A 17,742-nucleotide genomic window follows, 5' to 3' on the forward strand; every position below is an offset into this window, starting at 1 on the left:
CTCCTGTCTAAGCTCCGTCTTGGGATGCGCCCTTGCATGGCAATAGCTGATTTGCATACCATGGAGGTGCTGGAGTTCCCTTATTCAGTGGACTAAACTTGATCATCCCGGCCATCTCTGCCATCTCCAGTCGACAACGTTCAATAAGAAGCATATGCTCAGGTACGATGTCTTCGGTGGAGCTAATTAGCTCATAGCGATCGGCAATGATGGTCAATATCCGTGACAGTGCTAGCTGACTTCTTGTCATAGATTCAAGAAATGCGATTTTCGCTTCTTTTTCTTTGGATAGTAAATTCATCTCTACCCCTTACCGTTATCGTAGTCCATCATCATTTGATCAAAACCATTCTCTTCACTTTGATGAAGCAGTGCTTTCAAATTCTTGTTCAGTCCTGCTTCCATTCGGTTAATACCCTCGAGCAGTTCAATTAACTGCTCCTGTAATTTAAGGGAGACGGTTAGTTGATCCTCATGACTGTCATAGGTGGCACCACTTAAGTGGTTGACAGACCAGTTTCTCATCTTTTCTGCTTCGAGTGCCTTCGCTTCCAATATAAAGGAAATATTGTACTGGACTTTGACCGCAGCATCGAGCATTTGGAGCAGTGACTTCTCTCTGTTCATTTCCACGATCACCTGCCTTTAAAATATAGAAATTTACTCTTCATCAGCTACTGCCAGTTCCTTTACCAAATGAGAAATGGAATCCGCAATCATCTCTTGTAAATCAGCAAGTCCGCTGAGATAAGCGACAATCCCTGCATTCACAGAAGCAGAACCATCAAGCAAGCCTTGAGCATCTGCAAATTGCGGCATCAAATCTGGCATTTCATTCATGAGTTCTGCCATACGGACATTGACTTCTCGTTCCGCATCGAGTACTCTGGCGACTTGCTGATGAGCATGCGCCATATGTGCAAGCATTTCATCTAATTTGTTTTGCATGTCCCGGCCCCTCCTTATAAAATTTGAGATCGGTTATTTAATTTTTCGAAAGAACAAAAAAATCCCCGGCCTTCGCATTGCCTTAAGTAGCATATGCCGGGCCGGGGAACTCAGTTCCTATATATGGAGGGGATTAGCTATAAACTTTAGCGATCAATTCTTTGAGTACTTTTGCAGAGTGATTGAATTTCGCTTTTTCTTCTTCGTTCAGATCAATCTCGATGACTTCACGCACACCGCCGCGGTTAACAACGGATGGCACACCGATATATAGATCTTCTTGTCCATATTGTCCTTCAAGAAGCGAAGAAACAGTTAAGATACTGTTCTCATTACCAAGAATTGCTTTGGTAACACGAGCGAGTGCCATACCAATTGCATAGTAAGTTGCACCTTTACGCTCAATGATGTGATACGCTGCATCACGAACGTTGACAAAAATTTCATCAAGTTTAGCGCGGTCTTCTGGGTTATTACGACGCTCAATTACTTTATCAAGGGTTTCAATACCGATGGAAGCTTGACTCCATACAGCAAATTCTGTATCACCATGCTCACCAATAATGGCTGCGTGAACGTTACGTGTATCCACTTCCAGGTATTCACCCACCATATAACGAAGACGAGCTGTATCGAGAGTTGTACCAGAACCAAGCACACGCTCTTTTGGCAATCCGGACTCTTTCCAAGTTACATAAGTAAGGATATCTACCGGGTTAGAAGCGATTAGGAAAATGCCATCAAATCCGCTGTCCATGATTTCACGTACGATCGTTTTGAAGATTTTCGCATTTTTATCTACAAGATCAAGACGGGTTTCACCTGGTTTTTGCGGCAAACCTGCTGTAATAACAACAAGGTCAGCATCTTTGCATTCTTTATAAGAACCACTCCATACTTTGGTTGGAGAAGGTGCGAATGGTACACCATGATTAAGGTCCATTGCTTCGCCTTCGGCTTTTGCAGCATTTACGTCAACAAGAACGAGTTCCTCAGCAATCCCTTGGTTAATCATAGCGTAAGCGTAACTGCAACCTACTGCTCCAGTACCTACCAATACAACACGATTAATTTTATTACCTACCATAATAATAATCTCCCTTCAATCTCAAAAGCTGAATTTTTGTTCTTAATAAAGAGCCCAGTTTATTATCCCAACAACAACGAGTAAAATTACACTGATCTTGATTGTAAATTTAAACAATTCATTCTCTTTACCCGCAAGACCTACTGCCGCTGCAGCTACTGCTACCGATTGTGGCGAGATCATTTTAGCCATTGCACCACCCATTACGTTCGCAGCAACCATAGCTTCTGGCAAAATGCCGATTTGATTTGCCGTTACAGCCTGCAATGGTGCAAATAGAGATCCGCTGTTAACAACAGAACCGGTCAAGAATACCCCAATCCAACCCAGAATTGGTGCGAACAATGGGAAGATACTGCCCGTTGATGCAAAAGCAAGACCGAGTGTTGAAGACATACCTGAATAGTTACAAATGTAAGCAAATGCAAGCACGCTGCAAATGGTAATAATCGGGATGTACAATTCTTTAAACGTTTCTACTGCTGCTTCTTTAATGATGCTTCCTTTGATTCGATAAATCAAAATGGTTAGAAGCGCTGCAATGACAATTGCGGTAGTAGTAGATGAGAATAAATCAAGATTAAATACAGCAGCGTAAGGTGTCTCTTCCGGAACAACCGGAGGTTGTCTCAGAATTTGGTTGTGAACTCCTTTTATAGGGAAACTGAAGACCAGATTGTTAAGCGGTCCACCTGCTGCGAACAACGCTTTGACTGGTTTCAGTGAGAACAAAATAACCATAATCGTTAGCAAAATAAAGGGTAACCAAGCAAAAGCAACTTGTCCCAAACTATATGTTTCTTTCTTAACCGCTTGTTTCGTTTGTTTCGCTGATTCCTCTTTATCCAAACGGTAAATTTCTTTTGGTTTCCATACACGCAGGAAGAGTGCAAGCACAACCAGACTGACAAGGGCAGAGATAATATCTACGAGTTCAGCACCCAGGGTATTAAGTACAATAAACTGAGTGATAGCAAATGAACCTCCGCTTACCAGGATCGCTGGCCAAGTTTGTCTCATTCCTTTAAATCCATCAATTAAGTAAACCAACAGAAAAGCAATCATTAAACTGATAATCGGAATAACATACGATGTTCGGCTTGCAACATCAAGTCCAGAAAGTCCCGTAAGCGTAGCTGGTGTCGTAACAGGAATACCCATCGCACCATAAGAACCTCCGGCAATGTTAGCCACAAGACAAAGACCAGCTGCATATACAGGCTTGAATCCCAAACCAATCAGGATTACCGCTGTAATTGCCACAGGAGCACCAAAGCCAGCCGCTCCTTCCAAGAATGCACCAAAGGAAAAAGCAACAAGGAGTACTTGCAACCGCTGATCTTCGGTAATTGTTGCTATACTATTCTTGATTATATCAAATTTTCCTGTTTTTACCGTAAGTTTGTACAAGAAAATTGCTGCAAGTACAATTGAAGCTACTGGCCATAAACCAGCGAGTACACCATAGAAACCAGTACCAACCACTTTAACGAAAGGCATTTTATAGAAGAATAGAGCAACGCATGCTGCAACAACGATGCTGAGAATTCCTGCTACATAACCTTTCATTTTAAAGACCGTTAAAGCCACGATAAAGAATATGATGGGTATGGCAGCCACCAAAGCAGATAGCCATATATTGCCCATCGGGTCGTATATTTGATTCCAAACCCCCACTTGTATCCCACTCCTTAATCCTAATTGTTTAGATATTGTGAGCCGCGCTAGATTATCCTATTCACATTGCCGACAAAATAGAGATGCTTGTCTTCTAATCCAAGTATGTGAAAACTTTCACTTCGAAGTGATTAAAAAAAGCCGCTCATTTTCATTTATGATGTTTGTCACAATGCCCGGCCGCGTTTTTTTACTATAGCGATACTTATAGGTTTTGTATGTGATTTTCATCACACAATATAGATAATACATTATATTCCAGTGAACTATTTTCTAACTTTTTCTAATAATGAGATGATAATCCCCTCAAATTCCCCTCACTGTGACTTTATTCCCTAATCTTGATATGATGATCATAAGCAGATAAACTAGGAAGGTGATGAGATTTATGACAGTAAAAAAGGCAGTAATTCCTGCTGCAGGACTTGGAACCCGATTTCTTCCCGCTACAAAAGCCATGCCAAAAGAAATGATGCCAATCCTGAATAAACCAACCATTCAATATATTGTCGAAGAAGCGATCGCTGCTGGAGTAGAAGATATTATTATCGTTACCGGAAAGGGAAAAAGAGCGATTGAGGATCATTTCGATCATGCTTTTGAACTCGAACAGCTGCTTGCTGACAAAGGAAAATCCCTCGCTTTGGAAGAAGTTCTCTCTTCCTCTAACGTGCCCAATATTCATTATATCCGTCAAAAGGAACCAAAAGGTCTTGGCCATGCAATCTGGTGTGCTCGTAAATTTGTCGGAGATGAACCATTTGCGGTTTTACTTGGAGATGACATTGTTGTAAATCCTGTACCTTGCTTGAAACAATTGATTGATGAGCATGAAAAGGTAGGCGCTTCCGTACTGGGGGTCATGCAAGTACCCGATGAAGAAACACACAAATATGGAATTATGGAACCGCTTGAAAAAAGAGGTCGAAGTTATTCAGCACTGCGATTTGTCGAGAAACCGAAATCTGGATCCTCTCCCTCCAATCTTGCGATTATCGGTCGGTATGTACTGACACCTGATATCTTTCCGTTGCTGGAAGATCACCACATTGGTCTTGGCGGTGAAATTCAGTTAACTGATGCCATTGAGAGATTAAATCAAATTACGCCTGTATACGGTTACGAATTTGAAGGTAAACGATATGATGTAGGTGATATACTAGGATTTCTTGATACGAATATTGAATTTGCCCTAGCTAATCCTAAGTACCGCGATGAGGTATTACGCATGTTACATACCAAACTTGAGAATCCCTCTTTACAACGATAATTTTACAAGGATAGAGTATGTTTTGATTAAAATAAAGGAGTATGTCCCATGTTATGAGACATACTCCTTTTAATGTTTCTGCTTTGCTTCTTTAATCCGACAACATTCTGTGTTAGCCCTCAAATCTACTTTACTTCTTCGGGATAAGGATCAATCATACGAATCGTGCCATCCGAATTGTACGTAAGCTCCGCAAATTTTACGCAACGCTTGTAATCAATGCCGCCGGAAAGAGAACAATCGTGATAGAATAAATACCATTTCTCCTGGAATTGCACAATTGAATGATGTGTTGTCCAGCCTATTACAGGCGGTAAAATGGTGCCTTGATATGTGAAAGGTCCCATCGGACTGTCACCGATCGCATACACCAGCTTGTGTGTCGAACCCGTAGAGTAGGACAGATAATATTTGTCATTATACTTGTGCATCCATGGTCCTTCAAAATACCTGCATTCCTCGTTGCCTGCGGTCAGCGGCTGTCCTTCCTGGTCCACGATAACAATCTCCATCGCTTCGGAAACCATTGAGAGCATATCTTCACTTAGCTTCGCTATTCTTGGACCAAGCGCCGGCTCATCCGGAGCTGGACCTTCTGCATCTTCCACATAGCTTCCCGTCTGCCACTTCTCTAATTGCCCGCCCCACAGCCCGCCAAAGAGCATGTAAGCCTGTTCATCTTCATCAATAAAGACAGCAGGATCAATACTGAAGCTGCCCTGAATATACTGTTCCTCGGGTTTAAATGGACCTGCCGGGGACGATGACGTAGCTACGCCGATGCGAAAAATACCTTCATGATCCCGTGCAGGGAAAAACAAGTAATATTTTCCGTTTTTGAAGACGGCATCCGGTGCCCACATCTGACAAGACGCCCACGGGACATCCTTTACATGCAGCGCCTCACCGTGGTCTGTCACGGGTGAATCCAGATCATCCATTGATAAAACATGGTAATCCTCCATCTTATATTGATCACCATTGTCATTAATTGGACCGTCGTGATCCAAATCATGGGAAGGATAAATATAGATACGACCCTCGAACACATGAGCTGACGGATCGGCAGTGTAAATATGAGTGACTAAAGGTTCATGCGGTTTAGGCTGTTTAGGCATGGTAGACATTCAAATAACTCCTTCCAAAAGGTATAATGAATTGCTCTTTTATATCGATGTTCTACAGGTTCAAGTTATTGCATTAGTTCCTCTTGTTCATATTTAGATCAGGAATTCGGGCAACTCGCTGATAAGCTTCCTTGGGATGATGAGCCTCATCAAATAGGAAAGGCCAGTTTTTGCGTCCTCTGACCGGAAAATCATCAAGCCAGGTATAATCGTCAGCAGCTCCCCAGAAGGTTACGGCACTGATATGTTCACGATACTCATAAAGCACGCGGAAAATGGACTCATATCTTGCGGCTTGTAATTCCAGCATGTCCTGCGTAGGTTGAGCAAGATCCGTGCGCCTATCTTCGAAGCGAAATACCGACACATCCAGCTCAGTAAGCTGCAGCTGTAGACCTAGCTCTGCATACCGTTCAATCGCGGCACGAATATCATCCAGAGATGGATCGTACAGATTCCAGTGTGCCTGCAAACCAACGCCATGAATCGGCACACCTTGATCTAACAAGGAACGAACGAGGCGATAAATGCGCTCCCGCTTATGCGGATGGGACTCATTATAATCGTTATAGAACAAAAGCGCCTGAGGATCTGCTTCATGGGCGAATTCAAAAGCTTTGGCAATGAAGTCCTCTCCCGCAATATCCAACCATTTCGATGGCCGTAAAAATGCATTCTCATCATTCGCATCATCTGAAATCGCTTCATTCACGACATCCCAGGAGTAAATGACGTCTTTATATCGGCCAACGACGGTCTGAATATGCTTACGCAAACGTGCAAGTAATACATCACGTTCCGCAAGTCCTCCTATTCCATTCTCGAACAACCAGCCTGCAGTTTGGTTATGCCATACCAGTGTATGCCCGCGCAGCGCCATGTTATGCTCTTTGGCAAATGCAGCTATGATGTCCGCTTTTTCGAACGTGTACACCTCTTCCTGCGGATGCAAACTTTCGAATTTCATCTCATTTTCTGCTGTTAAGCTGTTGAAGTGATATGCTAGCAGTGATTCTTGGGTTACAATTGTTGTCGGATTAACCGCTGCTCCCATCTGGAAAGCGTCCTTGTATAAATCCTTCAGTGAAGCTTCTGTTCTGATCGGTTCCATGTTTCCCCTCCTCTTCTCTTGCCGTTCACCCGCCTCGTATGCATTACTGCGAATCAAACAAGATACTCAAACCAGTCGAAGCGAGCAGGTGTCTGACTTTCCTGGCCATTACCGGTAGCATATAGCCCGACCACTGCCCCGGTGAAGCACATTTTATGCACAAAAGCCTCTGGAGAGATTGCACGGGCTGTACCTGAACCTAAACGTAACCAGTTCTGTCCATCCTCCGAACAAGTTAGTGTATATTCCTTCTCTGTCGATTCGATTCGGAGTAATAGTTGCTCCGTTCCTAGCTCGCTCTCATGCACAATTTCGGACTCTCCACGTTCCGTCAGGCGGGCAAAAATAATATTCTGACCTGCCGATCGCCTAATGCCAATTTCATAATGTGCATCCTCATCTCGGCGAATACAAAGCCCCGCCTCTTCTCCTTCGAGAACCGGCACGAATGATATGCTAGCGGTAAAACTGGCATTGAGATGTTGCTGTCTTCGGCCAACAAATGTGATCTGCCGGGTGTCGTTAAGCCCTGCTTCATGACCATACAAAGTAAGGAAACCTGGTCTTTCCGTAACCGTACATTTCCCATCTGTTGGATTGCGAACATACAGCCAGTGCGGTCCAAGCTCTGCGTCAAAGTCCTCCCGGCCAACAACGATTGCTTCATTCCTGTCTAAGATAGAAGGTGCTGTCATCTCTAACCGCTGGACTGACATATCCAGGCTAACTGTCCCTTCATTGTTGTCGATGTGCGGCCAACCATCCTTCCAAACGACAGGTGCGAGAAACGTTTCTCGTCCAAGCACGCTGTATCCGCCATCTGTCAATCGAACACCAAGGAATACAGCCCACCAGTCGCCTTGATGATCTTCGACTAGATCGGCATGACCCAGATACTGGATAGGATGATCCAGATCACGATGAGTTAGAATCGGCTCAGGGTAGCGTTCAAACGGACCATACGGCTTGTCACTTCGGCCGATGATTTCACGGTGCTCCTTGGCCGTACCTCCAGAAGCGGACATCATGTAATACAAACCATTGATCTTATATAAATGCGGTCCTTCCGTCCATGGACCGCCATCTCCATACCAGACGATTTGCGGATTAGAGAGTGCCTCTCCTGTAGCAATATTGATCTCATACTGAATGGCGTGAGAGTCGTAATCGGCGCCTTGCTGAGCAGTAACATACACTTTGCCGTCATCATCAAAAAACAACGATGGGTCGATCCCTCCATAAGGAATGCGAATCGGATCTGACCAAGGCCCCGCGGGGTTCGTTGCCGTAACATAAAAGTTACCGATGCCTCTCACATCTGTCGTAATCATATAGAAAATGCCTTCATGATATCTAAGTACAGGAGCATAAATCCCGTCAGAACTTTTCTGTCCCGTTAAATCAAGCTGGCTGAACCGATCTAGCACATTGCCTATCTGCTCCCAATGGATTAAATCCCGGCTCCGAAAAATCGGAACGCCGGGGAAGTATTCAAATGAGCTGCAGATGAGATAAAAATAATCTTCTGCTTTCACGATACTAGGATCGGGATAGAACCCAGGAAGGATTGGATTCGTGTAACGGATCGTTTTTGATAATAGCTGATCCTTCATCTATTCCTTCACACTCCCTACATTAAGTCCTACAACAAAGTATTTTTGCATGAACGGGTAAACCACTAAGATTGGCACTGACGCAACAATGGTAACTGCTGCTCGGATGGAAATCGGCGTCACCTGGGTTGCGTTTTCCATTCCCACACCGTTGGCAACTGAAGGATTGCTGTTGGCATTCATACTGGAAGATAAAAGTTTCATCAATTCATATTGCAGTGTGCTCAGTTCTTGACGAGACGACGTGTATAGAAATGCATCAAACCAGGTATTCCATGCACCGACCGCAACAAAAAGGGCAATGGTTGCAAGAACAGGTGTACATAACGGAAAGATGACTTTCCAAAAAATTTTGAATTCTCCCGCACCGTCGATTTTTGCTGATTCGATCAAGGCTTCTGGAATGGTATAAATATAAGTCCGAATAACGATAAGGTTAAATGCACTGATAAGTGATGGTAAGACATACACCCAGAACGAATTAATTAAATGCAGGTCTTTGATCAGGAAATACCCTGGAATAAGTCCTGCGTTGAAATACATTGTGAGAACAAAGATCGTAGTAATCAGCTTACGGAAGACATAATCTCGCCGGCTCAGCGTATAGGCCAGCATACTAGTCAAGAAAATATTCAACACGGTGGATAAAACGGTACGTGCCACAGAAACTAGGAATGCGCTATAAATGGTACCTGAAGCAAATACTGCTTTGTAATTCTGCAGGGTGAAATCACGAGGCCATAAGTATAATCCTCCCCGAATGGTATCATTTCCTGCATTAAATGAAACAACGATCGTGTTCAAAAATGGATACAGTGTCACTGTCACGAGCATGATCATGAAAATGATATTGAAGGTATTGAACAGGATTGGTTCGATGGTTCCGTTTCCCGAGCGGCGTGTAGAAACTACCGCTGAACCAGACAATGGTGTTTTTTTCATCATAACAGCCTCTCTTCCCCAAGCCGCTTGGCGGTCCAATTCGCAAAGAGCAACATGGTAATGCTGACCACAGATTTGAATATCCCGCCTGCAGTAGCGAGTGAATAGTTGCCTTGTGCAATCCCGTATTTAAGCACGAAGATATCAATCGTTTCTGACCAATCAACAACAAGTCCGTTGCCAAGCAAATATTGAACCTCAAAGCCCGCTTCTAGAATATGTCCGATAGACATAATCAACAGGATGACAATCGTAGGCTTGATTCCTGGCAAAGTAATATTCCACATTTTTTGATAGCGGTTAGCTCCATCGATGTCGGATGCTTCATACAGCGCCGGATCAATAGAGGCAATGGCTGCCAAATAAATGATTGTATTCCATCCCACTTCTTTCCATACATGGGAGGCTGCGACGACTCCCCAGAAATACTTTCCTTCCGTCAACCACAGGATCGGCTGATCTATCAAATGCAGTTTCATTAGAATATCATTGACAATCCCATCGGAAGCAAGCGATGTTGCCACGATGCCGGTAACGATAATCCAGGATAAAAAGTGAGGCAGATAGGAAATGGTCTGCACCGTCCGCTTCCATAGTACCTTTTTGATCTCATTAAGCAGAAGGGCTAGAATAATGGCAGTTACAAATCCGAGTATTAAGTTGATAATACTCATTCCTAGCGTATTGCGAAGTACGCGTAGAAAGTTGTCATCTGTGAACAAAAATTTAAAATGTTTAAATCCCACCCAAGTTTGATCCGAGAAGCTTCGTGCAGGTTTGTAATCCTGAAAAGCCATCGTCCAACCCCAGACAGGTACATATGAAAAAGTGATGATATATGCTAACAGAGGAACAGACATGAATATGAGCTGTTTCTGTTCTTTAATCGTTTGCCAGGTCAGCCGCTTGTTTTTCGGTTTTTTCTTCGGGCTGTGGGGCTTGGTGCCCACTACAATTTCCTCCATAAATATCAAACTCCCTATCCATCTTTGTCATGAAAAGAAAAACGTAGAGTAGCGCATCTTCCATATAACAACGTGTTAAACATTCTTTTTGAATAAAAAATCGGGAAGGAAGGATACCTTCCTTCCCGATAGAAATAGCCTTACTTCGCAGACCAGTTATCAATTCTCCACTGCAATACTTCATTGATGCGATCTTCATAAGCTTTAACGTCCAGTTTTTGAATCTCAGAAACGTATTCATTCCAAACACCGTCAAATTCAGTTGGTTTAGCCAGAATTGCTCTAGGTAAATACTTGGTAGACGCTTCGGTCAACTTCGTATTTGCAATCTTGGCTGGAGATCCTTCAACCAGATCAACTGACCATGCTGGGTAATAAACCGGATTTTCCGGTGGAGCACTGAAGAAGTCAATATAGCTGTTAAATCCGTATGCATCCAAAACTTCTTTATCAAACGGTTTCAGGCTTGCTTGATATTCTTCCGGCTGATTACTTGCCGAAGTTGCGTTTCCATCACTGAAGTAACCTTCCAGCTTCGGTGCAGTTGCATAGAAAGCATCTGCTTTGTTTGCAAGCTTCCAAGTCGCGTCGGTTGCTTTGTCACGCTGTTCTTGTGTCTTCATGAAACGTCCTTCGTCGTTAACATAGTAATCTTCGTCCACAACACCCCAAGTGAATAACTTCTGCCAATCTTCTTCGATCAACTTATCAAGTACTTTGATAATTTTCACTGGGTCTTTGGCACTTACCGTAATACCAAATCCATTGTTTAAGTTCAGTGCTGCACGGTCACGGTAATAGTCTTGCGTGCTGGTGTCAAATACAAGCGGGAAACCTACATATGTTCGTTCGATTTTATTTTGCGTTATCAAGGAATCTTCCGCTTGTTGGAAGTTCCACTTCTGGTCGAACATGCCGAGTACTGCCCCACTGGACAATTTAGCCATGTACTGATCATAGTTTTGCGCAAACGCTTCCTTATCTAGCAAGCCTTTGGAATTAATTTCATTGAGTTTTTGATAATACTGTTTGGCATAATCTTTATCCGCAAAAATCTCGGCTTTGCCATCATTTACAACCACACCGCCATCATTTGGATGACCGATCAAATGTTGTGGTGCGTTTAGCAAGCCCCAGTTTTTCCAGTCATAGTTCAGTACTTCAAAACCAATGGTTGGCTTGCCGTCGATCGTTGGATACTTCTCCTTATATTTCTCGATCAAGTCAAAGTACTCATCGAGTGTCTTCAGTTTTGGATATCCAAATTCCTTCAACACTTCTTTTTGAACCCAGAATGCAGGTCCGCTGTAATAAGTATCAGACACTTCACCGTTATATGCCCCGTAGTTAGGCAGATAGTAGATATGTCCATCATTAGGGTCCTTCATCTGATTCCAGTACTTCTCGTAGTGTTTCTTCAAATTAGGTGCGTGTTCCTCGATCAAATCTTCCAGTGGAATTACCGAACCTGCCGCTGTCAGCTTGGTATCCGCAGAGATCAAGTCTGGATAATCACCACCAGCAATCATAACGCCGAGCTTTTGGTTCTTGTCACCGGCCAAAAATTCGAAATTAAATGTAACGCCAAGCTCTTCCTTGATTTTCTTGTAGATTTTGTTGTCTGCAGTTGGCTGTTGTCCGGCCTCGTTTAGGAATACCGAGATTTCTATCGGATTATCAGTTCCAACTTCGCCGCCCTTACTGTTTGTTTCTCCGCTGCCTGGTTCACTCGCACTGCCGCCTGAGCAGCCGGCCAGTACTACACCCAGTGACAACAACAATGTTGCCCCCGCACGAAAAAACGGTTTTTTTCTTTCCCCCATAAAGCACCTCCAAATTTTGGTCTTGCCATGTTGAAAGCCCTTACATTGCGTAATTTCATTATAGATTTAACGTGTCATGGAAACTATATCTGAATTATAGCTTTTTCCGAGAAAAGTACAGGTTTTCTTATATTTGGACATTTTTATTATAATATCTAGAAAAACTTCAGCGTATTGTCTTCTTGATATTGCAAGAAAAGTTCCCTCTATAGGCGGTCTGGCTTCTTTGCTGATACGTCGTTATATACTTTTCTTATAATCATTAGGCGACATGTTCATCCGTTTTTCAAATTGCTTTAAAAAAAGAGGGTAGCTTGAATACCCGATCTTTTCTGAAATTTCACTGTTTTTGTACTGATTCATCTGGAGTAAACGGCAAGCTTCCTCAATCCGCAGATTATGAAGCATTTCATTAAAACCAATCCCATTTTTACGTATTAGTAACTGCCCTAAGTAGGCCGGATGCAAGAAGAAATGTTCCGCCAGCATCTTAATGCTCAATCCCTCACGAAAATGCACATGAATATAATCATTGATATCTTGCACAATGCCTTGGGCTTCAGCAGGATTTTCCTTAAGCAAAAGCTCAAAGCAGACTCGTCCGCACGAATACAGCATGTCCATCAGAACATCAAAGCTCAGCAGAGCTTCATCCAGATTAGGAATTTCGAACAATTGGATTGGAATTCCTGAATTCTGCGCCATCTGCTTACCCATATACGCCCGAATCTCATGAAGAAGATAGATCACAAATTTTTGAGCTTCATCCGGATGGACCCGTGTTTGAAGGAAGGTCTGCTGCATATACTCTACGACAGATTGGTAGGCTGCGTGGTCAATGAGCTGAAATGCTGCCAGTATGCGCTCCAGTATCTCCAGCTGATTGTAATGCTTTGAAAAGTGCTGATCCTTGAGCTTGTCATAATCCAAAATCATGCTGTTATCCTCTTCATAAAAGGCATGCAGCAGCGCCTCTTCTGCCGTTATTTGGGACTGCCTAATACGAGTCAGTGAAGACACGGCAGAACCAGCAGCCATAAATGCACGAAAGCTCGCCAGACGGCGAGCCATTGCTTCCAGTTGTTTTCTAATGGGTGCACTCGATTCATGAGCAGCATCACCGAATACAATGGAAACCAAATTATTTCGCAAACGAATCATGTAAACGGGATCCCCTTGGTTTAAAAACTCTGCAGAAAGGCGGATCCACCGAGCTGCATTCTCTTGGGGCCCCTGAACCAGACATACATTCCATACTTCGGCGGACGGGGAGAGAGACTCTATCACCTGATGCGCTTCTATGGATAACTCTTTCCCCATGAGCGTCTCCTTTATTGACAAAATCTCGTGTTCTCGCTGTACGACTTGTCCAATATGAAGCTGTTCCTGCTCTTTGATTAGTTCTTGTACTACCGCACGAATTTCAAGCACTGCTTGATCCTCATCAAGAGGTTTGAGCAAATAACGAGATACTCGAAATTTAAGTGCTTTTCTTGCATATTCGAAATCACTGTATCCCGTTATAATAATGAATTTAGTCGACCCGTTTCCTCTTCGCCGCCACTCCTCAATCATTTCTAGTCCATCCATCACTGGCATATGAATATCGACCATGACAAGATCTGGCTTCCATTCCTCCATCCGCTTTAGTCCTTCCGCCCCGTTCTCACAAACACCGCAAATTTCAAATCCTAGCTGTTCCCATGGAATCCAAAGCTGTAAGCCCTCAAGCGCCCATGGCTCATCATCAATGAGCAGCACTTTAAATGTCATTGTCTCTGCCTCCTTCTCCACCTTGATTCTCAAGCAGCTGTAGAGGAATTTCAAAGGACACCTCGGTCCCTTCACCCAATTTACTCACAATTCTAAAATTCACTTTATCGTCATAATACAATTCAAGACGGCGATAAACGTTCCGAAGGCCAATATTATTTCCTCCACATTCCTCTTTGCCCCTCATATGGTACATCACCTCTTGCAGCCGTTCTTTATCCATGCCCTTGCCATTATCAGATACAACGATACGCAGGCAATCGCTCATGACTTCAGCTCGGATTTTCACATAACCAAGCCCTGGAGTAGCTTGTATCCCATGCTTGCACGCATTTTCCGCTAATTGCTGGATGCTCATTTTTGGTATTTTATAATGCCGTGCCTCATCACTGATATCAATGTAGTACTCAAACTTATCCCGGAAACGGAATTTTTCAATCCCGAGGTACATTACTGTAAAACTCATCTCCTCTTCCAAGGTAACCAAATCATCTTTCCAATTTAGAAGACGACGAAGCAGCTTGGACAGGTCTTTGATAATGTCTTTAACATCTACATAATTGTTCTTGGTACTAACCACGAGCAGCGCATTCAATGTATTGAATAAGAAATGGGGATTCATCTGGCTTTGTAATAAATTAAGCTCAGCGCGTATACGCTCGGCCTCTAAACTTCGTTGCTGAATTTCAAGCTTATACACATTGTTAATCAAGGAGTGGATCTGGGCGGTCATCATATTAAAATTACGGATCAAATCACCGATTTCGTCTTTTCCGCCATCGATGTTAATCAGATCGAATTTCTCGTTCCCCACCTTTTGCATATGCCTCGACAGACGTTTTACTCGGTAATTATACGAACGCAGCATAATATATATGAAAATTGAGGTAATTAAAGTAATAATGCCTGCCAGCATGCCAAAATAAAGCTGCATCGACAGCATCGCTTGTTTTGTTCGTGTTTCCTGAGGCACGCCAATCAGTTTCCATCCCTTCACATAGCTGGCATCACCGATTGGAACAATATGTAAGTCTTGCTCTGTCGCCTTGCTCGTATCAAATAACGCATAATCGCTGCCCATTTCGCCCTGGTACTTATCATTTGCAGATACGATAATTTGATTTTGGGCGTTGACTAGATAGAGATCGAGTGAGCTCTCTTCTCTTGCCATCACGTCATAAAAACGATTTAGATAAAAATCAATGCGCACCAACTTCTGATAAGCATTGTCCGCATAGTAGTAGTCCATTTTTTCAATAACGCTAAAATAAGATGAAGTCATCGTCCGATCATTAGCTGCCTGATCGCGATATGCGACCACTTGCAGAGGTTCCCCCACCGCTTCCCATCTCTTAAACCAGTTGCTCAAGCGCACCGAGCTATCTAGATAGTAATAATCGCCTCCAGGCACGATGGTTGGATTGTCCGTGTAAATACCAATTCGCTGAATTTGGTTATTCACAGGAATATAGGAGGTCACTCGGTGACGAAGCTGCGCATCAAGCGTCCTGTAAAAATCTAGTTGTCCATCGTACTGCCGGTCCATCGATTCAGACAACACCTTATCCGTGATTAAGGCATGACTGACAGCAACACCGCCGTCAATCATGGTATGGATATCCTTTCTTGCCCGCTCCAGTGAAATTTGTAAATTTTGTTCTTCCCGTTCTTTGATCAGCCCAGTCATTCGGTCCATAAACAGAGAATTACTCACGATGATGGGAAGCAAAATCCCAATAATATAGATCAGCATAAACTTGTAATTCAGGGGAATATCGTTCACGATGCCGCGAAATCGAAATTTCTTAAACATGGTTGTTATCGCCATCCTCCATTTGTTACTTATCAAGTCGTCATCATCGTTGTTTTCGATATGCAGAAGGTGCCATCCCGGTCATTCGTTTGAACTGACTTACAAAATAGTCGACATTGGGATACCCTGAATTCAATGAAACCTCAGCAATATTGAAACGACTCTGGCGCAACAATCGTTTTGCTTCCTCCATTCGTTTGTCATTTAAATATTCTCGAAAAGATTTGCCGGTCTGCTGTTTGAATGCTTGCCCTAAATAGTTAGCATTCATATGGAACTTTTGTGCAAGTTCCTGTAGTTGCAATTTTTCTCGAAACTCCTGATTAACGTACTGCACCACCTGAAAAATCGTGCTGTCCTCTTTTACTTTCCGCAGCTCCATCAGCATCTTCATCGCATTCTGAGTTAGCCTTAGCGCATATTCTTGAATCGCAGAATAGGAGCTGATTCCGGTAGTAAGACCCAGCGTATTTTGCATGTCTTGCATAAACTGATCCACATCTCCATCCAGCTCCTTCAACTGCTTACGAACACCCATCTCGAGTGCAAGTAATTGAACCCTGGCATAATCAATATCCGATACCGGCATCAGAGAATCAGAGTTAGCAAGCAGATCGTGCACTGCTCCTTCCAATTTTTCCTGTTCACCCGACAAAATCGTTTCCATCAGAATCGTCAACGCTTTCTGATTCACACTCGTCATACCCTCATTCTGTGGTAGATCCTCATAATGAATAATGCCATTTTCTCTTTGATAGCGCTTCCATTTAAGTGCAAATAATGCTTTTTCGTATGCCTGCTTCGTAGCCCCTGCTCCGCCTGGATGATGTCCAAGTGCCATAGTCATTTGCGTATGACTGGAGTACAGCTCATAGAGTTCTTTTCCAAGTACCTCCATCCGCTCCTGGGATGGTTCTGCCATCGCAGAGAATACTCCTACTCTTCCTTCTGCATCCGTAAAGAGCTCGGCGCGATAAGCACACGTTAGGCTGCGAACCTGCGATTTTATGTCTTCCTTATAAGTCTCCGTCTCAATTAAGAGACAGGCGATATTCTCATGGCCTTTCATTTGCAGTATCGCTTCTACTTCCGTTTTTAGTATGCTGCAGTCTTCGCCCTGGAGCAGTCGATTGAACAAGCTATTTACATATAAAGCATGCTCGCGTTGATGTACATCCTCGAAAGCCTGCTCTTCCTGAATTTTACGGCTGATCTGTTCCAGAACATTTTCTATCTCAACTTCATCAATGGGTTTAAGCAAATAATCCTCGACACGCTGTTCAAGCGCTGTTTTCGCATATTCAAAGCTATCATAACCGCTTAATATGACGAATCTAGGCGGCTTAGCCAGTTCCTGCATAGAACGGTCAATCAGTTCGAGACCACTCAGAGAAGGCATATGAATATCTGTAAGCACCAGATCCGGCTGAAGATCCTCGATTAAGGACCAGGCAGCATGTCCGTTTTCGACCTCTCCGCAGATTTGAAATCCATATTTGTCCCAATTCACCATGGTTCGCAAGCCCTCCAGCACCCATGGCTCATCATCCACCAATAAAACATTCATCATACTTGCTTCCTCCTTCATTTGAA

At 43.4% G+C, this 17,742-nt stretch carries 15 protein-coding genes; 1 reads left to right on the forward strand and 14 read right to left on the reverse strand.

The genetic code is table 11. The features are described 5' to 3' along the window. Window positions 1–7 precede the first annotated feature (7 nt). The 5 genes from PV403_RS15495 to PV403_RS15515 all read right to left on the reverse strand — a co-directional run bounded on the left by PV403_RS15495 (window position 8) and on the right by PV403_RS15515 (window position 3,712). Window positions 8–301, reverse strand: a complete 294-nt coding sequence (locus tag PV403_RS15495; RefSeq protein ID WP_332085218.1) for a hypothetical protein — start codon at window positions 299–301, stop codon at window positions 8–10. Window positions 302–303: 2 nt separating this feature from the next. Next, window positions 304–627, reverse strand: a complete 324-nt coding sequence (locus PV403_RS15500; RefSeq protein ID WP_332085219.1) for a restriction endonuclease subunit S — start codon at window positions 625–627, stop codon at window positions 304–306. A gap of 33 nt (window positions 628–660) precedes the next feature. Next, window positions 661–948: a nucleoside-diphosphate sugar epimerase gene (locus PV403_RS15505; protein ID WP_213533966.1), complete on the reverse strand. Its 288-nt coding sequence runs from the start codon at window positions 946–948 to the stop codon at window positions 661–663. Between the two features lie 133 nt (window positions 949–1,081). After that, a complete protein-coding gene (locus PV403_RS15510) occupies window positions 1,082–2,035 on the reverse strand; it encodes an L-lactate dehydrogenase (RefSeq protein ID WP_213533968.1) in 954 nt (317 codons plus the stop codon). A gap of 42 nt (window positions 2,036–2,077) precedes the next feature. Beyond that, entirely contained in the window at window positions 2,078–3,712 is a 1,635-nt protein-coding gene (locus PV403_RS15515) for a lactate permease LctP family transporter (RefSeq protein WP_332085220.1), read from the reverse strand. 388 nt (window positions 3,713–4,100) lie between these two features. On the opposite strand from PV403_RS15515, the gene galU reads away from it, so the two are divergent. Continuing rightward, complete coding sequence (galU, locus tag PV403_RS15520; RefSeq protein ID WP_332085221.1) at window positions 4,101–4,982, forward strand: UTP--glucose-1-phosphate uridylyltransferase GalU; 882 nt, start codon at window positions 4,101–4,103, stop codon at window positions 4,980–4,982. Between the two features lie 125 nt (window positions 4,983–5,107). Here the strand turns inward: galU and PV403_RS15525 are convergent, their stop codons facing one another. The 9 genes from PV403_RS15525 to PV403_RS15565 form a co-directional block, all read right to left on the reverse strand. Then, on the reverse strand, window positions 5,108–6,100 hold the full coding sequence (locus PV403_RS15525) for a glycoside hydrolase family 43 protein (RefSeq protein ID WP_213534168.1): 993 nt from the start codon (window positions 6,098–6,100) through the stop codon (window positions 5,108–5,110). 82 nt (window positions 6,101–6,182) lie between these two features. Continuing rightward, window positions 6,183–7,220, reverse strand: coding sequence for an endo-1,4-beta-xylanase (locus tag PV403_RS15530; protein ID WP_213533974.1), 1,038 nt, complete (start codon window positions 7,218–7,220; stop codon window positions 6,183–6,185). Window positions 7,221–7,273: 53 nt separating this feature from the next. Further along, window positions 7,274–8,833 carry a glycoside hydrolase family 43 protein gene (locus PV403_RS15535; protein ID WP_213533976.1) on the reverse strand — a complete coding sequence of 520 codons (1,560 nt, stop codon included), beginning with the start codon at window positions 8,831–8,833 and terminating at the stop codon, window positions 7,274–7,276. Next, window positions 8,834–9,778 (reverse strand): carbohydrate ABC transporter permease, encoded by a 945-nt coding sequence (locus PV403_RS15540; protein WP_213533979.1) that lies wholly within the window; start codon window positions 9,776–9,778, stop codon window positions 8,834–8,836. Continuing rightward, complete coding sequence (locus PV403_RS15545) at window positions 9,775–10,740, reverse strand: ABC transporter permease (RefSeq protein WP_213533980.1); 966 nt, start codon at window positions 10,738–10,740, stop codon at window positions 9,775–9,777. The genes PV403_RS15540 and PV403_RS15545 overlap by 4 nt, the downstream gene beginning before the upstream one ends. Before the next feature lie 140 nt (window positions 10,741–10,880). Next, window positions 10,881–12,563 carry an ABC transporter substrate-binding protein gene (locus tag PV403_RS15550; protein WP_332085222.1) on the reverse strand — a complete coding sequence of 561 codons (1,683 nt, stop codon included), beginning with the start codon at window positions 12,561–12,563 and terminating at the stop codon, window positions 10,881–10,883. 240 nt (window positions 12,564–12,803) lie between these two features. Next, window positions 12,804–14,336 (reverse strand): response regulator, encoded by a 1,533-nt coding sequence (locus PV403_RS15555; RefSeq protein ID WP_332085223.1) that lies wholly within the window; start codon window positions 14,334–14,336, stop codon window positions 12,804–12,806. Further along, window positions 14,326–16,149 carry a sensor histidine kinase gene (locus PV403_RS15560; protein ID WP_332085224.1) on the reverse strand — a complete coding sequence of 608 codons (1,824 nt, stop codon included), beginning with the start codon at window positions 16,147–16,149 and terminating at the stop codon, window positions 14,326–14,328. The genes PV403_RS15555 and PV403_RS15560 overlap by 11 nt, the downstream gene beginning before the upstream one ends. A 43-nt stretch (window positions 16,150–16,192) precedes the next feature. After that, complete coding sequence (locus PV403_RS15565) at window positions 16,193–17,719, reverse strand: helix-turn-helix domain-containing protein (RefSeq protein WP_332085225.1); 1,527 nt, start codon at window positions 17,717–17,719, stop codon at window positions 16,193–16,195. Window positions 17,720–17,742 lie beyond the last annotated feature (23 nt).

This window comes from Paenibacillus sp. GYB006 (genome assembly GCF_036577645.1).
GTDB lineage: Bacteria > Bacillota > Bacilli > Paenibacillales > Paenibacillaceae > Paenibacillus.